This is a genomic window from Actinomadura fulvescens, assembly GCF_039533225.1.
GTDB classification, from domain to species: domain Bacteria; phylum Actinomycetota; class Actinomycetes; order Streptosporangiales; family Streptosporangiaceae; genus Spirillospora; species Spirillospora fulvescens.
On record NZ_BAAATD010000009.1, the window covers coordinates 206,888 to 225,070 of the forward strand.

Annotated in this window: 17 protein-coding genes; 11 read left to right on the forward strand and 6 right to left on the reverse strand. The window is 68.0% G+C overall.

From position 1 onward, the window contains the following. Positions 1-186 precede the first annotated feature (186 nt). Both ABD333_RS30740 and ABD333_RS30745 read left to right on the forward strand, forming a co-directional pair. Entirely contained in the window at positions 187-2,439 is a 2,253-nt protein-coding gene (locus tag ABD333_RS30740; RefSeq protein ID WP_344546026.1) for a transglycosylase domain-containing protein, read from the forward strand. Positions 2,440-2,484: 45 nt separating this feature from the next. Further along, a complete protein-coding gene (locus ABD333_RS30745) occupies positions 2,485-3,906 on the forward strand; it encodes a glycosyltransferase family 87 protein (RefSeq protein WP_344546027.1) in 1,422 nt (473 codons plus the stop codon). A 627-nt stretch (positions 3,907-4,533) separates the two neighbouring features. Here the strand turns inward: ABD333_RS30745 and ABD333_RS30750 are convergent. Then, entirely contained in the window at positions 4,534-4,998 is a 465-nt protein-coding gene (locus tag ABD333_RS30750; protein ID WP_344546028.1) for a hypothetical protein, read from the reverse strand. 265 nt (positions 4,999-5,263) lie between these two features. On the opposite strand from ABD333_RS30750, the gene ABD333_RS30755 reads away from it, so the two are divergent. Continuing rightward, a complete protein-coding gene (locus ABD333_RS30755; RefSeq protein WP_344546029.1) occupies positions 5,264-5,716 on the forward strand; it encodes a barstar family protein in 453 nt (150 codons plus the stop codon). 64 nt (positions 5,717-5,780) lie between these two features. Here the strand turns inward: ABD333_RS30755 and ABD333_RS30760 are convergent, their stop codons facing one another. From ABD333_RS30760 to ABD333_RS30770, 3 genes are all read right to left on the reverse strand, one after another. Further along, positions 5,781-6,173 (reverse strand): DUF4190 domain-containing protein, encoded by a 393-nt coding sequence (locus tag ABD333_RS30760; RefSeq protein WP_344546030.1) that lies wholly within the window; start codon positions 6,171-6,173, stop codon positions 5,781-5,783. 203 nt (positions 6,174-6,376) lie between these two features. Continuing rightward, positions 6,377-7,147 (reverse strand): deoxyribonuclease IV, encoded by a 771-nt coding sequence (locus tag ABD333_RS30765; protein WP_344546031.1) that lies wholly within the window; start codon positions 7,145-7,147, stop codon positions 6,377-6,379. A 532-nt stretch (positions 7,148-7,679) separates the two neighbouring features. Next, complete coding sequence (locus ABD333_RS30770) at positions 7,680-7,985, reverse strand: hypothetical protein (RefSeq protein WP_344546032.1); 306 nt, start codon at positions 7,983-7,985, stop codon at positions 7,680-7,682. Between the two features lie 234 nt (positions 7,986-8,219). Between ABD333_RS30770 and ABD333_RS30775 the strand changes: the two genes are divergently transcribed. From ABD333_RS30775 to ABD333_RS30805, 7 genes are all read left to right on the forward strand, one after another. Continuing rightward, complete coding sequence (locus ABD333_RS30775; RefSeq protein WP_344546033.1) at positions 8,220-8,387, forward strand: hypothetical protein; 168 nt, start codon at positions 8,220-8,222, stop codon at positions 8,385-8,387. A 220-nt stretch (positions 8,388-8,607) separates the two neighbouring features. Beyond that, complete coding sequence (gene rpsF, locus ABD333_RS30780; protein ID WP_344546034.1) at positions 8,608-8,898, forward strand: 30S ribosomal protein S6; 291 nt, start codon at positions 8,608-8,610, stop codon at positions 8,896-8,898. A gap of 53 nt (positions 8,899-8,951) precedes the next feature. Beyond that, positions 8,952-9,494, forward strand: a complete 543-nt coding sequence (locus ABD333_RS30785) for a single-stranded DNA-binding protein (protein WP_344546035.1) — start codon at positions 8,952-8,954, stop codon at positions 9,492-9,494. 67 nt (positions 9,495-9,561) lie between these two features. Continuing rightward, positions 9,562-9,798: a 30S ribosomal protein S18 gene (rpsR, locus tag ABD333_RS30790; protein WP_019631633.1), complete on the forward strand. Its 237-nt coding sequence runs from the start codon at positions 9,562-9,564 to the stop codon at positions 9,796-9,798. Positions 9,799-9,816: 18 nt separating this feature from the next. Then, the gene (rplI, locus tag ABD333_RS30795; RefSeq protein ID WP_344546036.1) at positions 9,817-10,263 is read left to right on the forward strand and encodes a 50S ribosomal protein L9; all 447 of its coding nucleotides are present in this window, start codon (positions 9,817-9,819) and stop codon (positions 10,261-10,263) included. A 359-nt stretch (positions 10,264-10,622) separates the two neighbouring features. After that, positions 10,623-10,760, forward strand: coding sequence for a hypothetical protein (locus ABD333_RS30800; RefSeq protein ID WP_344546037.1), 138 nt, complete (start codon positions 10,623-10,625; stop codon positions 10,758-10,760). A 577-nt stretch (positions 10,761-11,337) separates the two neighbouring features. Then, positions 11,338-12,114 (forward strand): peptidoglycan recognition protein family protein, encoded by a 777-nt coding sequence (locus ABD333_RS30805; protein WP_344546038.1) that lies wholly within the window; start codon positions 11,338-11,340, stop codon positions 12,112-12,114. Between the two features lie 2 nt (positions 12,115-12,116). Here ABD333_RS30805 and ABD333_RS30810 read toward each other — a convergent pair whose 3' ends face one another. Next, positions 12,117-12,281 carry a hypothetical protein gene (locus ABD333_RS30810; protein WP_344546039.1) on the reverse strand — a complete coding sequence of 55 codons (165 nt, stop codon included), beginning with the start codon at positions 12,279-12,281 and terminating at the stop codon, positions 12,117-12,119. A 95-nt stretch (positions 12,282-12,376) separates the two neighbouring features. After that, positions 12,377-13,708 (reverse strand): MATE family efflux transporter, encoded by a 1,332-nt coding sequence (locus ABD333_RS30815; protein WP_344546040.1) that lies wholly within the window; start codon positions 13,706-13,708, stop codon positions 12,377-12,379. 352 nt (positions 13,709-14,060) lie between these two features. Here ABD333_RS30815 and ABD333_RS30820 point away from each other — a divergent pair, with 352 nt between their 5' ends. Then, entirely contained in the window at positions 14,061-18,146 is a 4,086-nt protein-coding gene (locus ABD333_RS30820) for a replicative DNA helicase (RefSeq protein WP_344546041.1), read from the forward strand. Positions 18,147-18,183: the final 37 nt, after the last annotated feature.

Sequence of the window (18,183 nt, forward strand, 5' to 3'; positions counted from 1 at the left end):
GCCGGCTCGCCGATGCCCGGCAGGTCTCCGAGGCCGTCCGGGCAGGGCGGGCCGGGTCGGCTCAGCGGACACCGTCCGGGTGGCGGGGGCGGTGGACGGGGCGGACCGGGTGGGCCCGGCGGATCTGGGGGGTCGCGGGGGCGGCGAAGGTCGAAGGGGCCTCGTCGTGAGGGCTGGAGACGGTACGTGCCGTCATGGAAGGTCGTCTCCGGTGTGACGGCCCTGCTGTTCCTCGGCGCCGTGACGCTGGTGGCGGTCGGGTACGCGATCACGCCGATCCCGGACGAGCCGCAGGACGGCGTCACCGACCAGGGCTCGGCGATTCTCTATCAGGACGGGAAGACGCCCATCGTGCGGCTGGGGGCCACACGTGAGTCGGTTCCGCTGAGCAAGGTGCCCAAGCACGTTCAGCAGGCCGTGCTGGCCGCGGAGGACCGCAACTTCTACAGCGAACACGGCGTCTCTCCCAAGGGACTCGTCCGCGCGGTTTTCAAGACCGCCATCGGCGGCGACACCCAGGGCGGTTCGACGATCACCCAGCAGCTGGCCCGGAACTACTACAAGGGGCTCAGCCAGGACCGCACGATGAGCCGTAAGTTCAAGGAGATCTTCATCTCGCTGAAGCTCGCCGGCAAGCTCGACCGCGCGAAGATCCTTGAGATGTACCTGAACACGGTCTACTTCGGCCGTCAGGCGAACGGCATCCAGGCGGCGTCGCGGGCCTACTTCCGCCAGGACGTGAGCAGGCTGAACGTCGCGCAGGGCGCGATGCTCGCCGCGATGATCCAGCAGCCGACGTACTTCAAGACCCGGGGCAACGACGAGGCCAACCAGGCACTGCGCTACCGCTGGAACTACGTCCTCGACGGCATGGTCGAGATGAAGGCGCTGAGCGCCTCGGCGCGGCAGAGCATGCAGTTCCCGAAGACGACGTACAAGTGGAGCGACGCCAAGGAGACCAGCCAGACCGGCTTCATCAGGGAGCAGGTCCTGGACGAGCTCCGGCAGATCAAGGGTCTCCCGTCGGACATCGAGAACGCCGGGCTGCGCGTCACGACCAGCCTCGATCCCAAGTGGATGGAGTACGCCAAGGACGCGATGGTGGAGGCCGGCGTCGGCCGCTGGCCGAAGACCATCAGCGCCGGGCTCATCGCGGTCGACCCGAAGAACGGCGAGATCAAGGCGTTCTACGGCGGCAATCCCCAACGCAGCCAGGTCGACACCGTCTTCACGCCGGGTGCCCAGGTGGGGTCCTCGTTCAAGCCGTACGTGCTCGCCACGGCCCTCAGGAAGGGCCAGAGCGTCAAGTCGACCATCATGGGCAGGTCGCCGCAGTGCTTCGACGGCGAAGGCAACAACCTGCCGGTCAGTAGCAACTGCTACGAGGTCAACAACGACGAGGGCGATCCGCCGATGGGTGTCATCGACCTCGTCAAGGCCACCGAGAAGTCGGTCAACACCGCCTACGTCAAGCTCGGCCTCAAGCTCGGCCTCGACGACGTCGTCGAGACCGCGACGGAGCTGGGCATCCCGAAGAAGTGGCTGGCCCCGCACCGGAACAAGGGTGGTCTGTCGCTGGGCATCGCCAACATCCCCGCCGTCTACCAGGCGTCCGGGTACGCCGCGTTCGCCAACGGCGGCCGGCCCGTCGCCCCGCACCTGGTCACCAAGGTCGAGGTCAAGAAGGACGATGGCAAGTACCGCAAGATCGCGCTGCCATGGGACAAGGAGAAGGAGCGGGTCCTGACCAAGGATCAGGCGGCGCAGGCGACGTACGCGATGAAGTCGGTCGTCCAGAGCGGCACGGCGACCAGGGCGCAGCTGAGCGACGGCCGTGAGGTCGCCGGCAAGACCGGTACGACGGAGCGGAACGCGGCGGCCTGGTTCGTCGGGTACGTGCCGCAGCTGTCGACGGCCGTGACGATGTACCACACGAAGGTCAAGCCGATCTCCGGCATTCCCGGCTTCCGGGGCAACAGCATCTACGGTGGGACCATCCCGGCGCAGATCTGGAAGAACTTCATGGAGAAGGTGATCGCCGGCGAGAACATGCCGCCGGAGGCCTTCGACCAGCCGACCTACAGCGACAGCGTGCCGAAGGCCTGGGACACGCCCCCACCTGCACCCACGCCCAGGCCTTCCAAGACTCCGTCGTGCGAGCCGGAGGTGCCCGGAGCACCGGCCCCGCCGGACGGCGAACGGTGCCCGCCGGGCACGCCGACGCCCACACCGACCACGCCGACGCCCCCACCCGACTCCGGCGGCCAGCCGTGTGACCAGTGGGGCATGCCGTTGGGCTGCGACCCCGACGTCCCGCCGTCCGACCCGCCGCCGTCGTGGTGGTGCATGCGGCATCCGGACGACTCGCGCTGCCAGAACCCGGATCAGCGTTCGAACCAGCCGCGAACGCAGAGCGACCAGGGTGGCTGGGGTCCCTGATCCGGTGTTCGTGCTGTTTTGGCCATGGGCAATAGGGTTTCGTCCATGCCGTCGTCTACCCCTGCCGTATCCACCCTGGACGACCAGCCGGGCGGCCATGGGCGCCTGATGCGCTCGTTGCCGGTGCTGACCGGAGTCACCGCGCTGGTATGCGTCCTTGGCTGGCTGCAGAAACGACCGTGCGCCACGGCGGGTTTCGACTTCGTCAAGACGACGACGCGGGCGTGCTACACCGACATCTACCCGCTCTATTACGTGCGTGGCCTGAACGACGGCAAGGTGCCCTACTTCGATTCCTTTGCCGGCGACGACATCACGTACGTCGAGTACCCGGCGCTGAGCGGCTTCTTCATGCAGTTGGTGGCCACGCTCGTACGGCCGTTCGGCGTCGAGACCCGTGGCATGGCGTTCTACAACGTGACCGTGTTGCTGCTGGCGCTGCTGGCCATTGTCACCGTTCTCGCCACGGCGTATGTAGCCGGACGCAAGACACTGAGGGTCGGCCTGATGGTGGCGTGCTCGCCCGCGCTGCTGCTTACCGCGTACATCAACTGGGACTTGCTCGCGGTAGGACTCTCGGCCCTGGCACTCGCTGCCTGGGCGTCCAAGAAGCCGCTGCTGGCGGGCCTGCTGTTGGGCTTGGCCATCGCGGCGAAGTTCTACCCGTTGCTCTTCCTGGGACCGCTCGTCCTACTGTGCGTACGGACCGGGCAGTGGCGTGCCATGGGCCGCATGGTGGCGGGGACCGCGATCGGATGGCTCGTCGTCAACCTCCCCGTGATGGTGTTCGCATGGGAGGGCTGGCTGGAGTTCTACAGCTTCAGCCGTAGCCGCGGCATCGACTGGGGATCGATCTTCTTCTACCTGCGCGACCACGGCGTGCCAGCGGCGAACAACACCGACGACCTCAACCTGCTCGGTACCGGCACCTTCCTCGTCCTCGCCATCGGCATCGCGATCCTGGCCCTCGCGGCCCCGACCCGTCCGCGCCTTCCGCAGCTGATGTTCCTCGTCCTGGTGGCCTTCATGCTGCCCAACAAGGTCTGGTCGCCGCAGTACGTGCTCTGGCTCCTACCGCTCGCCGTCCTGGCCCGCCCACGCCTACCCGCGTTCATCGTCTGGCAGGCGGGCGAGGTCATCTACTTCTTCGGCATCTGGTGGTACCTACTGGCCGTCCACCACCGCCAGCCGGGCGCGGACCTATCGACCACGGTCTCCACACTGCTGCACTTCGACGTCCCGCCGGGCGGCATTGACGACAGCGTCTACTTCCTGGCGCTCTTCGCCAGGTTCGTGACCGTGCTACTGCTGGCGCTGCTGGTCGTACTTGACATCCTGCGCCCGTCGGGCGATGCCGTACGAGAGAACGGCGTGGACGATCCAGCGGGCGGCATACTCGACGGCGCCCCCGACGTCATCAGCCTCCGCACCCTACGCAGCCGCCGAGCCGTAGCCGCCACACCCTAAAAACCAAACCCCGCCACCCACCAACCACCGCCACCCACCACGCGGCGGGCGCCGCCGCCCGGCAAGCGGCGCCACCCGGCACGCGGCTAGCGGCGGCCACCTGCCATGCGATTGGCACCGCCGTCTGCCACGCGGCCAGCGACGTCACTCGCCACGCGGCTAGCGGCCTCACCTGTCACGCGGCCAGTGGCCTCACCTGTCACGCGGTTAGCGCCGCCACGTGCGACACGATTAGGGCGTCGCCTGAGGCGTGATGTCAATGAGTGCGGCCTCCCTTCGGCATGGCATCAGTACCGAACGCAAGGTCAAATGCATCATCGCCCAGCTCCGCGACCGGGCCGTCCACCGCCGCGCTCGCCGAGCGCAGGGCGGCCGGCCTCCATCTTCATCTCTGGCTCCGCACCCCTGCTACCCGCCCCAAAACACGCCCTAGCGCCGCCACTGCGATGCGGTTTGGCGCTGCCACCTGTCGCGCGGTGAGCGGCGTCAGCCGCCACTCAGTTAGCGACGCCTTCTACCAGTCGACTAGTGGGCGACGTGGCTTGCGGAAGAGGGTGTAAGCCGCTGGCGGGCGTGCTGATCGCGCACGGTGTGCGGGGCCGTGCGCGATCTCGGATGGGTGGAGATTCAGCCCTCGTAGCCAGGGTCGGGGATGGACGGGGTACCGCCCTCCTTGCGGACCTTGCGCGCCTCGTCGAGGAACTCGCGGGAGAACAGCGCCGACAGCGTCGCGATACCGCCACGGTGCACCCGGACCTCCGCGCTGCGGATCTCGCCGACGAGCCGTACGCGGCGGCCGGAGCCGTTCTCGCCGGTCCAGTCCTTCACGCGACCGCGCCTGACGAACCGCAGGTCCCAGCTGTCGATCTCGGTGTCGTCGTCGACGAGCACCTTCACCCACGCGTGGTCGAGGTCGAGACGGACCTCGATGTCTCCTTCGGGAATCCGCGGCGACCGCAGGTCGATCACGGCGCCGCCGCGGTGGGCGCGCACCTCGATGTGCCGTGCGGTCGTCCAGTGGCCGAGGCGCTTCACGGTGCGGTAGTCCGCATGGACGCGTTCGACGGTCGTGGGGGTTTTGGTGAGGTTCATGGTGGGTCTCCTCCCGAGAACGGGTACCGACTCTCAAAGCGAGTAGCTCTTGTTAAGAGCCTCTCGTGTATAGAGATATTAGGAAATGGCTCGGCGACCTGTCAAGGTGTTGACTCCAGTGAACGATCAGGCCAGGTCAGCGCGTCGCCGGGGCCGTCCGTACCGGCCCTGTGGAACGATCGCGAGCAGGCGGGGACGCCGTGATGACGGCGACTGGCCGACCAGGGGCGGGCCATCGGCCGGAGGGAGACCGCCGGGAGATGAAGTGGGCGCGAAGAGGGCACTGAACGACCTGCTCGCGGGGCGGCTGGAGCCGGGCGTGTTCCAGTGGCGGCCGCCCGCCTCGTTCGACTGGACCGAACGGGCTGAACGAGCCGGCATGCGGATCTTCCGGCTGGACGGCGCGGCCATCCGTGGAAAGGAGTCCCTCTTGCGGGCGTGCGCCGCGGTCTTCGAGTTTCCGGACTGGTTCGGCGACAACTGGGACGCGCTGGAGGACTGCCTGACCGACCTGTCCTGGGCGTCCGGTCAGGAGGGCTACCTGATCGGGTACGAGACGTGGTGGGAACTGGCCGCGGCCGACGAGGGCTCGTTCCGTACGGCGCTCGACGTGTTCGCCGAAGCCGTGGAGTCATGGCGGGACAGTGACACCCCTATGACCGTTCTCCTCATCGGAGACGGCGGCGCCCACGTCATAGGCGTCCCCGAACTGGAATGAGGCCGGAGACACGCGGTCTCCGGCCTACGAGGGATCACCGGCAATGCCCAGCCCAGACCCTCGGCTAGTAGGTGTTGCCCGAGCCGGACTCGCTGATGCTCCACAGTGCCGCGCCGTAGATACCGACTACGACGATCCAGTAAAGAAGGCCGAGCGCGAGCATGATGTAGCCCATGATCAGGCCGGCTACGGCCATGCCGCTGCCGCCCTCGCCCGTACGGCGGATCTGGCTCTGCGCGACATGTCCGAAGATCACCGCGAGGATCGAGCCGAAGCCGCAGGTGAAGATGCCGATGATGCCCAAGATCATCGAAGCGGTCGCCATGCCGTTGGTGCGCACGGCGACGGGCGCGCCGCCGTAGTAGTGGTGCTGAACCTGGGCCGGCGGGTACTGCTGCTGCTGTGCGTAGGGGTCCTGCGAGCCGTAGCCGTACGGGTCGTAAGGGGGCTGGGCCATCGACTTCCCGATCGTTCGCGCGCCCGCCGCCGCAAGTGTCGCGCGTGCGCTGAGGTGTGGACTGTGCGGATTATGCCAGTGTGACGACTTGGTGTGCGTGTGCTGATTAAGGGACTTCGCGGAGTTAGATGCCGCACATGTCGCCGAAGTTCCCGCTGGAAGCCACCCTTTGAGCCGCTGACGGGACGAACGGAAAGGCCGGTTCAGGCCAGGTTCGAACGCAGCCAGGCGATGTCGTCGGCCTGGCCCGCGCCGGGGGTCTCCACCACGACCGGTGCGCCGGCGGCGCGGACGACGCCGAGGATCAGCTCGGGGTCGATGGTGCCCGAGCCCAGATTGGCGTGCCGGTCGGCGCCGGAGTCGAACGCGTCGCGGCTGTCGTTGCAGTGGACCAGGTCGATCCGGCCGGTGATGGCCTTGATCCGGTCGACCGCGTCGATGAGGTCCTCGCCGGCCGCGTGCGCGTGGCACGTGTCGAGACAGAAGCCGATCTTGTCGTCGAGCCCCGGAACGCTGGACAGGACCTCCCACAGCCGGGCGATGCGGTCGAACTTGCGCGCCATGGCGTTGCCGCCGCCCGCCGTGTTCTCGATGTAGACGGGGATCGGGCACTCGATGCGCTCGAAGACCTTCCGCCAGTTCTCGAAGCCGGTCTCGGGATCGTCGTCCTTCAGCACATGCCCGCCGTGGACGATCAGGGCCTTGGCACCGATCGAGGCGGCCGCCTCCAGTTGCTGGGTGAGGTTCTTGCGGCTGGGAATGCGGATGCGGTTGTTGGAGGTCGCCACGTTGATCGTGTACGGGGCGTGCACGTACACGTCGACATCGGAGTCCCTGACCGCGTCGACGCCTTCAGGCAGGACCGGCTTCTTCCAGCCCTGCGGGTCACCGAGGAAGAACTGCACGACCTCGGCCTCGACGGCGCGAGCGTTGTCGAGCGGGTTGGTCTGGTCGACGTGGGCTCCGATGCGCATGCCCCCGAGCCTAGCCGCGCCCTCCGACAGTTAGACCGCGCAAGTCCAATAGACCGCGCAAGTCCAAGCAGACGCGCTCGATGCGGCCGAACATCCGCACAGACGCACGGCCGCCGCATCCATGCAGACGCACAAGCGGCACGGCGCACAGCTGAACAGCCGTCCGACCAGGACCAGCCGTCCGCGCCAAGAGCGGCCATCCGGCCAGGAGCGGCCATCCGGTCAGGAGTGGCCGTCCGGCAGGCGTCAGGGGCGGCCGTCCGGCAGGGGCCTCTGTCTGGCTAGGAGTAACCGTCCGGCAGGCAGCGGGCGTGCGATCAGCGAGCGGGTGTCCGTCAGGAGCAGCCGTCCGGTCAGGGACCGGGTGTCCGGCCGGAGCGGCCGTCCGGGCGGGAGCGATCGTTCCCCGGGGGCAGCAGTCCAGCCAGGACCAGCCGTCCAGCCGGGAGTGGCGTATAGCCGGGGTCGTACGGCGGCTGGCGAGGGCATATGGGTGGGTTGTTGTCCGGCCGTCTGGGTGGGCAAAGGGCCGTTAGGGGGTGAAGCCGCCGTGGCGTAGGGCGAAGGCCGTGCCGACGAAGGAGGCGACCATGCCGACCACGTTGAGCCAGCGTTCGCCGGTGGTGGCCGAGATCATCTGCGAGTAGAGCGCAAGCGGAAGCCCGATCACGCCGGCGATGGCGCCGAAGAAGTGGGTCGCGGGGATGAATCCCAGGATGAGCGCGACCAACCCGATGACGATGGCGGCGACCGCGAGGGAGTTCTCGATCGGGTGCCGTTCTCCGTCGGTGTTGAGGCTGAGGACCGAACGCTTCTGACCGGCTGCCTCCTGTGGCATGGGGCCTCCCCTCCAGCTGCGAGTGTGCTCGCCGTTACGTCTGGGACGTCATGCCCCGGACGGGACGGACGTATCACGTCCGTGAAGAGATTCCCGGGACGGCTGGCGATCAACCCGCGAGGTACGGCGGAAAATGTCGTCCCCAAGCGGTACGGTCGAACATGGATTCGAAAACGGCCGCCCCCGGCGAGCCGTCCGCCCTGAGGGGAAGCAGGGAACGCAAGGAGGTGCACGGTGAAGGCGAGTGATTTCGCGGTCATCGGCGACGCCGAGCTCGTCGAGGAGCTGTCGGTGCTGACGACCCAGACCGCCCGGATGCGGGCCAGGATGGCCGACATCATGGCCGAGCTGGAACGCCGGCGTTGCGCGCGGCCGACCGGCACGCGGGCCGCCAGACGCTGACGCGGGCGCTTTCCGGGCCGGCGCGCGAGGGCCCGGCCGTCTGAGAACGTGTGTTGGCTGCGTACATAGCCTGACACGCTGCAAACTCTTGGTAGCCTGTATCGGTCTCGCGGTAGGCGCCCCGGTCACGACGGCCGGCACCGCCCCGCGACTGACGCAACAGCCCTCCTGTCACGGAGAGACCGTGACCGCACCAGTCCAGAGGAGGTAGGGACACAGCATGCGTCGTTACGAACTCATGGCCATCCTCGACCCGGCCGTCGACGAGCGTACCGTTTCCACGTCGCTCGACCCGTTCCTGAAGGTCGTCAAGGACGACGGCGGGAGCGTCGAGAAGATCGACATCTGGGGTCGGCGCCGCCTCGCGTACGACATCCTGAAGAAGTCCGAAGGCATCTACGCGGTGGTCGACCTGACGGCCGAGCCTGCCACGGTCAAGGAGCTCGACCGGCAGCTCAACCTGAGCGAGACGATCCTGCGTACGAAGGTCATCCGCCCCGAGGTCCACTGAGCCAGGCGCACCGCGTCAGGCCCCAGGCCCACCTACCCGCCGGAGCGAGCCCAATGGCAGGCGACACCGTAATCACGATCGTCGGGAACCTCGTCGAGGACCCGAACCTGCGCTTCACCCCCAGCGGCCAGGCGGTCGCGTCGTTCCGCATCGCGTCGACCCCGCGGTTCTTCGACCGCCAGGCCAACGAGTGGAAGGACGGCGAGGCCCTCTTCCTCACCTGCAACGTCTGGCGGCAGGCGGCGGAGAACTGCGCCGAGAGCCTGCAGCGCGGCATGCGGGTGATCGTGCAGGGACGCCTCAAGCAGCGGTCGTACGAGACCCGTGAGGGTGAGAAGCGCACCGTCTTCGAGATCGAGGTCGACGAGGTCGGCCCCTCGCTGCGCAACGCCACCGCCAAGGTCAACAAGACCCAGCGGCAGGGTGGCGGGGGCGGCGGCTTCGGCGGCGGTGCCGCCGCGGGCGGCGGCTTCAGCGGCGGCGGCGGCCAGGGCGGCCAGGGGGGTCAGGGCGGCGGCGCCCCGGCCGACGACCCCTGGGCCACCGGCGGCGGCTCCGGCGGGGGCGGCGGATTCTCCGACGACCCGCCGTTCTAAGCAAGATCAAGCAATTCGACAAACGTCCATTCCCGCGTGAGCGGGGCTCTACATAAGGAGCACCACGATGGCGAAGCCACCTCCCCGCAAGCCGAAGAAGAAGGTTTGCGTGTTCTGCCAGGAGAAGATCTCCTACGTCGACTACAAGGACACCGGCCTGCTGCGGAAGTTCATCTCCGACCGCGGCAAGATCCGGGCCCGTCGCGTGACCGGCAACTGCACCCAGCACCAGCGCGACGTCGCGACGGCGATCAAGAACGCCCGCGAGATGGCGCTGCTGCCGTACACCAGCACCGCTCGCTGAGTCAGGAGGATCTGAACCATGAAGCTCATCCTGACTCAGCAGGTTTCCGGTATCGGTGAGCCCGGTGACGTGGTCGAGGTCAAGGACGGCTACGGCCGCAACTACCTCGTGCCGCGCGGGTTCGCGATCAAGTGGACCCGAGGCGCCGAGAAGCAGATTGAGTCGATCAAGAAGGCACGTTCGGCCCGCGAGATCGCGACCGTCGAGCACGCCAAGGAGGTCGCCGGTCGGCTGCAGGCGCTCAAGGTGACGCTGCGCACCCGTACGGGCAGCAACGGCCGCCTGTTCGGCGCGGTCACCGCGGCCGACATCGCCGACGCCGTCAAGGCCGCCGGTGGCCCGGACCTCGACAAGCGCCGGATCGAGATCGGCAACCCGATCAAGACCGTCGGTTCGCACCGGGCCAGCGTCCGCCTGCACCCCGACGTCAACGCGTCGATCGACGTCAACGTCGTCGAGGCCTGAACCACGGCCGTCGCGCCATAACGCACACCAAGCCGCCGGGTGAGAGGCGCCAAGCCTCCCACCCGGCGGCTTAGTGCTGCCCACCCCACTCCACAACACCCTCCGACCCAGCCCAACCAAACCGCCACGCCCACCCACGGCGCCACACCTACGATGGCGCCACGATCTCTCAAGGCGCCACGCTCGCCCAAAGCGGCACGTCGACCTAAGAGGCACGTCGACCTAAAAGGCACACGCCCACTCAGAGCGCCACGTCCGCCCAAGGTGCCTCGCCCACCCAAAGCGTCACGTCGACCGAAAGCGCTACGTCCACCCAAAGCGGCACGTCGACCGAAGGCGCTACGTCCACCGAAGGCGCCATGCTCATCGAAGGCGCGATGCTCACCCAAGGCGCCATGCTCACTCAAAGCGCGATGCTCACCCAAGGCGCGATGCTCACCCAAGGCGCGATGCTCACCCAAGGCGCCAGGAGCGCCCCAGGACGCCACGTCCACTGACAGCGCCACGTCCGCCGACGGCGCTACGTCCGCCGAAGGCGCCACGCCTACTGAAAGCGCCACGCTCGTCGAAGGCGCGATGCTCACCCAAGGCGCCATGCTCACCCAAGGCGCCATGCTCACCCAAGGCGCCAGGAGCGCCCCAGAACGCCACGTCTACTGCCAGCGCCACGTCCGCCGACGGCGCTACGTTCGCCGAACGTGCCACGCCCACTCAGAGCGTCACGGTCACCGAAGGCGCCACGTCCACCTAAAGCGCCACGGTCAAGCGCCACGGCTATTGAGAGCGTCACGCTCACGGAAAGCGACACGCTCATCAAGGGCGCCACGTCGCATCTAGGGTGCCACGGTCGCTCAAGATGCCACGGTAATCCAAGGCGCCACGGCCTCCGGAGCGCCGTGCTCCCATGCCGCGGCGGGGCGCTTGCGCGGCGGCGCGCTGCTGCGCCGGGGTGGTACGGGGCGCAGGGCGGGGGAGTGTGGGCGTCTGTTTCATGGTGTTGCGGGGGGTTTTTGTTAAGCGTCCGTGAATCGCCGTGTCCTTGGTCCTCCCTCTGGGCGCGACTACGTTCCGATAATGGATCATGACAAGCTGGGGGGTCGCGTGTGCGGGTGTTCGGATGGCTGGCTGCCGGAGGGGGGCGGCGACCCGGTGCTGAGCCGCCGCACGGTTCTGGGGGGTGCGGCGGGGATCTTCGGCGTGTTCATGGGGGTGGGCCTGGCCGAGAATGAGGCCATGGCGGAGAGCATCCGAGGCGCGGTCGAACGTCCCCTGCCGTCGCGGCCACGGGTCTACACGCGGCAGGAATGGGGAGCCAGGAGGTCGCGGAAGGGCGCCAAGGTCGTCGAGCGGATGCCGGACCGCATCGTGGTGCACCATACGGCGACGCCGAACACGACCAACGAATCGCTGGAGCACGCCTACCGGTTGTCGCGCGACATCCAGCGTTTCCACATGAGGCACCGGGGTTGGAACGACACCGGGCAGCACCTCACGATCAGCCGCGGCGGATACGTGATGGAGGGCCGGGACGGCAGTCTGTCGGCGATCCTCACGGGCAGGCATGTGGTCGGGGCGCAGGCCCTGCACCACAACGACCACACCATCGGAATCGAGAACGAGGGCAACTACGCGAAGGCCTCCGTTCCAGCGTTGTTGTGGACTTCGCTGGTCACGGCCTGCACGTGGCTCTGCGCCGAGTATCAACTCGATCCCGACAAGGCCGTGGTTGGACATCGCGACCTCGGCAACACCGACTGTCCGGGTGATGTGCTGTATTCGAGGCTTCCGGAGTTGCGGGATGCGATTTCAGTCCGGTTGTACGGGGCGGTCGACGAGCCCGAGGACGGCTGACCTCAGGACTCCGGCATGGTGTAGCGCGTGCGGCGTCGTGCGATCTCGGGATCGATGCCCTCGACCAGGGACCAGATCCCGGCGACCCGTTCCACGAGCGTGTCGGGCGGCAACCCGGCCAGCCCCTCTGCCGCCAGGTCGTCGATGGCCTGTGTCAGCCTGGCCATCCGCTCTCCGTGTGTGGAACACATGTTCGAATCCTAGCGAGGTCGGGTAGGGGTAGGGGGGCGACATTCGCGATTCCGTCCCACTGTTCACTCCGCTACCGCGTGGCGCCTGTGACCATCCAGGCGTCGCCGCGCGCGCGCAGGCTCAGCGTGGTGAAGCGGGCGAGCATCCACAGACCGATCGCGAGCCAGAGCCCGATGAGCCCCGCGTCCGCTATGTACGCCAGCAACGCCGCAGGTAGGAAGACCATCGTCGCTATCAGCGTGGTGGCCGCCAGGTAGCCGCCGTCGCCCGCTCCGATGAGGATGCCGTCCAGCACGAAGACCACGCCCGCGACCGGCTGCAGCAGTGCGACGATCAGCAAGGACGTGAGCAGCAGGTCCCGTACGTGATCGTCCGATGTGAAGAGCCCCGGCAGCCACGGCCGTACCGCGATGATCGCCAAGCCGAACACGACCCCGCAGACCACGCCCCACTGGACCATGCGCCGGGTGGCGGCCCGCGCGCCGGTCGTGTCGCTCGCGCCCAGATAACGGCCGGTGATCGCCTGGCCCGCGATCGCGATGGCGTCGAGGGCGAACGCCAGCAACGTCCAGATCTGGAATCCCACCTGGTACGCGGCGATTTCTGGATCGCCCATGCGCGCCGCGACCGACGTTCCGACGATGAGGACGAGCCGCAGCGCCGCCGTACGCAGCACCAGGCTCAGGCCCGCCGTGGCCGAGGCCCGCAACCCGGCCGCGTCGGGCCGTACGGAGACCCTAAGCCTCCCGGCCGCCCGCAGGACCACCGCCACGTAGACGGCGGCGCTGCCCGTCTGAGCGATCACCGTGCCCCACGCGGAGCCGGCGATGCCCCATCCGAAGCCCAGCACGAAGATCACGTTCAGCAGCAGGTTGAGCGAGAAGCCGCCGATCGAGACGACCAGCGGCGTACGCGTGTCCTGGAGCCCGCGCAGCACGCCGGTGCCCGCCAGCACCACGAGCATGCCCGGGATGCCGAAGAGGCTGACCTTCAGATAGGTCTCGGCGTACGGGGTCACCGAGGGGGACGCGCCGAACACGTCGACGATCCAGGGGACGAGCGGCCACCCGGCCACGATGAGCACCACGCCGATCGTGAGCGCCAGCCACATGCCGTCGATGCCCTGCCGGACGGCGCCGCGCAGATCACCGGCTCCCACCTGGCGGGCCACGCTGGCGGTCGTGCCGTACGCGAGGAAGATGCACAGGTAGACCAGGGTGCTGAGGGCCTGCCCGGCTACGCCGAGGCCACCGAGCTGTGCCGTGCCCAAGTGGCCGACGATCGCGGTGTCGGACAGCAGGAACAGCGGCTCGGCGATGAGCGCGCCGAAGGCCGGCACCGCCAGCCGCAGGATCTCGCGGTCGTGGGGGTTCTTCCGGAGGCGTGGGGGTGAGCCGACCATGACCGCCACAGTACCAAGGTGTAAGGCTTATAGGAAATATGCCTATTACATCGGTGGCCCCAGGCCACCGCATCGGCGACTTTCTTTCCCGCACACCCGGTGGACGGGCGTTTTAGCAGGTCACCCAGGCTATGTCAGTCGCCGACCCGCAAGAATCCCCAGAGTTGTCCCCAGGTAGTGCACAACGAATCGGCACATCTGCACAGCGGCTCCACAGAGCCGTCCACAGATCACTTTGCTCCCTCGGAGTGGCACTCAGGAGAATGTCCGACGCAGGCGGTAGACGTGTGAGACAGGGTCGGCAGCGAAGCTGGCGGGGCGGCTGAGACCTGGGAAGCGGAGGGGGTCCAACGTGAGCGTTGCCGAGATAGGCGGCTCAGAACCCGCACCCGAGTTCGAACGCACCCCGCCGCACGACATCAACGCCGAGCAGGGCGTGCTCGGCGGCATGCTGCTCTCACCGGACGCCATCGCCGAGGTCGTCGAGGTACTGCGCACGCAGGACTTCTACCGTCCCGCCCACCAGATCATCTACGACGCCGTCCTCGACCTCTACGGCCGCGGCGACCCCGCCGACGCCGTCACCATCGTCGGCGAGCTGACCAAGCGCGGCGAGATCGGCCGGGTCGGCGGGGCGCCCTACCTGCACACGCTGATCTCCTCGGTGCCCACCGCGGCCAACGCCGGCTACTACGCGAAGATCGTTCGCGAACGGTCGATGTTGCGCAGGCTCGTCGAGGCGGGCACGCGCATCGTCCAGATGGGCTACGCCGCCGACGGGGCCGACGCCGACGACGTGCTCGACCGGGCCCAGGCCGAGGTCTTCGCCATCGCCGAAAAGCGCTCCGGCGAGGACTACGTTCCCCTCAGCGAGATCATGCCCGGCGCCCTCGACGAGATCGAGGCGATCGGTAGCCGCGGCGGCCAGATGACCGGCGTCCCCACCGGCTTCAGCGACCTCGACGCCCTTACGAACGGCCTGCACGCGGGGCAGATGGTAGTGGTCGCCGCGCGACCTGCGATGGGTAAGGCACTTGCCCTGGATACTCCCCTTGTGTCCCCCTTTGGATGGACGACGATGGGGGAGGTCAAGGTCGGTGACTACCTGTTGGGGGCGGACGGTAAGCCCACCCGCGTCGTGGCGGCCACCGAGGTGATGTACGGGCGTCCTTGTTACGAGGTGGAGTTCTCCGACGGCGAAGTGATCGTCGCTGACGCCGAGCACCAGTGGCGAACGACGACTCCCTCCGTACGCGCGCACGGGCGACGGCGGGCGGTGAGGCGGTCGACGACCTCCGCGTACGCCCTCGCGCGAGGCTCGTCCCGGCACCGTCGCGCCATGGAGCCCGGCCGGGGTGGGATAGCCGAGCAGCCCCCGGCTGTGCGCTCCGAGGTCCCCTGGACGGCGACCGCGAGCGGGCTTGGTTCGCGTACGATCTCGCTCCCTCAGGTCGAGGCGACCAGTCGTATCGGACGCTCCGGAACGGGAGTCAGATCCGTCCTCAGCTTCACTGACGCCGCGAAGGATCTCGCCTTCGACGGTGCCGTCGCCTCTCGGCGGGGTCACGACGACCATGGCCACCTCGGTGTGACCACGCCACGGTCGATCAGCACGACCGTGGAGATCGCCGCGACCCTGCGGCGCCGCGGGGACGGCCGCACGAACCATGCCGTCGAGGTGGCAGCCCCCTTCGACCTGCCCGCGGCCGAGGTGCCCGTCGATCCCTACGTTCTCGGCGTGTGGCTCGGTGCCGGAGCCGAGCGCCCTGGCGAGCTCGTTCTCGATGACCCCGAGCTCGTCGAGATGATCTCAGCCACCGGCCAGTTGGTCTCCCCAAGCGCGGAGTCCGGACGCTACGTACTGCCCGGACTGGGCGACAGCCTGGGTGCCCTCGGCGTCGCAGAGGACGCTTGCATCCCACCTACCTATCTGAGGGGCTCGGAGCGGCAGCGTCGGGCGTTGCTGGCAGGAGTGCTCGACGCCGCCGGCAGTGTGACCGAGAACGGACAGGTGCAGCTCGGCTTCGCCAACAAGCGGCTGGCCGAAGGCGCGCATGAGCTGATCCTGAGCCTCGGCTACCGAGCGACCATGACGGCCAAGCCGGTCGAAGGGCGGTCGTCCACCTACTACCGGATCAACTTCACCCCGGCTGAGACCGTCTTCCGGTTGCCGCGCAAGCTGGCCCGGCAGCGCAAGAACGTCGATGCCGAGGCTCGGGTGCGCTACATCGTGGACGTTCGGCCGGTCCCGAGTGTGCCCGTGCGCTGCGTCCAAGTGGACAACGACGACCACATGTATCTCGCCGGACGTTCGTGCATCCCGACGCACAACTCGACGCTCGCGCTCGACTTCGCCCGGGCGGCGTCCATCAAGCACGGCCTGACCTCCGCGTTCTTCAGCCTGGAAATGGGACGCAACGAGATCACGATGCGTCTGCTGTCGGCCGAGGCCCGCGTCGCGCTGCACGCCATGCGTTCGGGCACGATGCAGGACGAGGACTGGACGCGCCTGGCACGCCGCATGAGCGAGGTCGCCGAGGCGCCGCTGTTCATCGACGACTCGCCCAACATGTCGATGATGGAGATCCGCGCCAAGTGCCGTCGGCTCAAACAGCAGCACGACCTGCGCCTCGTCGTCATCGACTACCTGCAGCTGATGACCTCCGGGAAACGCGTCGAGAGCCGACAGGTCGAGGTCTCGGAGTTCTCCCGTTCGCTGAAGCTCCTGGCCAAGGAGCTCCAGGTCCCCGTCATCGCGCTCTCCCAGCTCAACCGAGGCCCTGAGCAGCGAACGGACAAGAAGCCCATGGTCTCCGACCTTCGCGAATCGGGTTGCGTGACGGCCGCGACCCGAGTCATGCGCGCGGATACCAACGAGGAGGTCTCGATCGGGGAGCTCTTCGAGAGCGGCGCTCGTGACATTCCGGTGTGGGCCCTCGATGAGCGGCTCAAGTACGTGCCGAGGACGCTGACCCATGCGTTCTCGACGGGACGCAAGGAGGTCTTCCGGGTCCGGCTGGCGTCGGGCAAGGAGATCGAAGCCACGGCCAATCATCCCTTCCTGACGTATACCGGCTGGACCGCCCTTGCGGAGCTCGGCCCGGGGGCGCGGATCGCTGCGGCGCGGCACGTTCCGCCGCCTCTGACGATCGAGCCGTGGCCGGCGGACAGGGTGACCCTGCTGGCGCATCTGATCGGAGACGGCTCGTTCGTCAAGCGGCAGCCGATCCGCTACGCCAGTAAGGATGAGGCGTGTCTGTCCGCAGTGACCGAAGCCGCCAGGCACTTCGGCGTCACGGCCGTACGCGGCCACTCTGAAGCCGCCAGGCACTTCGGCGTCACCGCCGTGCGCGGCGACTCTGAAGCCGCCAGGCACTTCGGCGTCACCGCCGTGCGCGGCGACTCTGAAGCCGCCAGGCACTTCGGCGTCACCGCCGTGCGCGGCGACTCTGAAGCCGCCCGTGTCACGACTCTGCGCTTGCCCGCGCCATATCGGTTGACGCACGGGCGTCGCGACCCGATCGCGGAGTGGCTGGATGAGCTGGGGCTCTTCGGCCTGCGTTCTCACGAGAAGTTCGTCCCGGCCCCGGTGTTCCGGCTGCCGAAGGAGCAGGTCGCGCTGTTTCTGCGGCATCTTTGGGCGACCGATGGGTGCGTCCACTGGGATGCGAAGAACGGACAGTGCCGGGTCTCCTACGCGTCGACAAGCCGTCGGCTAGTGGAAGGCGTGTCTCGTCTCCTGCTGCGATTCGGGATCCTCTCGCGCATCAAGACCGTGACAAAGGGCGCTTCCCGGCCGGGCTATCAGCTTCATCTCCACGGCGCCGAAAACCAGCTGGCGTTCTTCGAGGCCGTGAAGGTGCACGGCGCGCGTGGTGTGATCGCGGCCGCCGCTGCGGAGAGGCTGCGTGAACTACGTTCGAGCACCAACCTCGACACCGTTCCAGGTGGGGTGTGGGGCGATGTGCGGCAGCTCCTGGCCGAGCGGGGGATGACGCATCGGGAGTCCTCTGCGGCGATGGGCGCCGAGTTCAGTGGCAGCGCGATGTGGAAGCGCTCACCCGGCCGCGCACCCGGCCGGGCGCGTCTGGGACGGGTCGCAGCCGTGCTCGACAGTGCCGAGCTGGAACTGCTGGCCACCAACGACGTCTTCTGGGATGAGATCGTCGCCGTGGAGTGCCTCGGCGAGCAGGATGTCTACGACGCCACGGTCATGGGCCTGCACAACTTCGTGGCAAATGGGATATCCATCCACAATTCAATCGAGCAGGATGCGGACATGGTCATCCTGTTGCACCGGGAGGACGCGTACGAGAAGGAGTCGCCTCGGGCGGGCGAGGCGGACCTCATCGTCGCCAAACACCGAAACGGCCCGACCGCGACCGTGACCGTGGCGTTCCAAGGGCACTACAGCCGCTTCGTCGACATGGCCCAGTAGCCCGGCGCCCGGGTGCCGGGCCTTGGCACGCGAAGCG

Excerpts from the sequence above, each read along its gene's own strand:
- ABD333_RS30815 (WP_344546040.1), bottom strand. The coding sequence starts at position 13,708 with ATGGTCGGCTCACCCCCACGCCTCCGGAAGAACCCCCACGACCGCGAG.
- ABD333_RS30750 (WP_344546028.1), bottom strand. The coding sequence starts at position 4,998 with ATGAACCTCACCAAAACCCCCACGACCGTCGAACGCGTCCATGCGGAC.
- ABD333_RS30760 (WP_344546030.1), bottom strand. The coding sequence starts at position 6,173 with ATGGCCCAGCCCCCTTACGACCCGTACGGCTACGGCTCGCAGGACCCC.
- ABD333_RS30770 (WP_344546032.1), bottom strand. The coding sequence starts at position 7,985 with ATGCCACAGGAGGCAGCCGGTCAGAAGCGTTCGGTCCTCAGCCTCAAC.
- rplI (WP_344546036.1), top strand. The coding sequence starts at position 9,817 with ATGAAGCTCATCCTGACTCAGCAGGTTTCCGGTATCGGTGAGCCCGGT.
- rpsR (WP_019631633.1), top strand. The coding sequence starts at position 9,562 with ATGGCGAAGCCACCTCCCCGCAAGCCGAAGAAGAAGGTTTGCGTGTTC.
- ABD333_RS30810 (WP_344546039.1), bottom strand. The coding sequence starts at position 12,281 with ATGGCCAGGCTGACACAGGCCATCGACGACCTGGCGGCAGAGGGGCTG.
- ABD333_RS30800 (WP_344546037.1), top strand. The coding sequence starts at position 10,623 with ATGCTCATCGAAGGCGCGATGCTCACCCAAGGCGCCATGCTCACTCAA.
- ABD333_RS30785 (WP_344546035.1), top strand. The coding sequence starts at position 8,952 with ATGGCAGGCGACACCGTAATCACGATCGTCGGGAACCTCGTCGAGGAC.
- rpsF (WP_344546034.1), top strand. The coding sequence starts at position 8,608 with ATGCGTCGTTACGAACTCATGGCCATCCTCGACCCGGCCGTCGACGAG.
- ABD333_RS30805 (WP_344546038.1), top strand. The coding sequence starts at position 11,338 with ATGGATCATGACAAGCTGGGGGGTCGCGTGTGCGGGTGTTCGGATGGC.
- ABD333_RS30745 (WP_344546027.1), top strand. The coding sequence starts at position 2,485 with ATGCCGTCGTCTACCCCTGCCGTATCCACCCTGGACGACCAGCCGGGC.
- ABD333_RS30765 (WP_344546031.1), bottom strand. The coding sequence starts at position 7,147 with ATGCGCATCGGAGCCCACGTCGACCAGACCAACCCGCTCGACAACGCT.